The 234-nt window shown below is 55.6% G+C and carries 1 pseudogene; it reads left to right on the top strand.

The annotated features are described in order from the left end of the window. Positions 1-180 (top strand): annotated as a pseudogene (locus BGK49_RS28235) (IS91 family transposase); the annotation flags it as partial. Between the last annotated feature and the right edge of the window lie 54 nt (positions 181-234).

Genomic DNA, 234 nt, shown 5'->3' with positions numbered 1-234 from the left:
AACCAGTGGCGAAAGTGTGCTATGCACAAATGGTGAAACAGTTCCTGAGTCGTGACCCGTTCGAATGCGTGCTGTGTGGCGGCCGGATGGTATACCGCCGGGCCATCGCGGGACTGAATGTGGAGGGGCTGAAGAAAAAACGCGCGGGATATCAGTCTGCTGAGGTATATGCCGGCCTGACACAGGCTAAGTGTGCCCGGGAATCGGTGCAAGTATAAAAAACAGCCTGTTGCG

It is taken from the genome of Shigella sp. FC1544 (assembly GCF_001722145.1).
Lineage (GTDB): Bacteria > Pseudomonadota > Gammaproteobacteria > Enterobacterales > Enterobacteriaceae > Escherichia > Escherichia coli.
The sequence above is the reverse complement of the archived record's forward strand: the minus strand, read 5'-3'. Positions and strand labels throughout refer to the sequence as shown.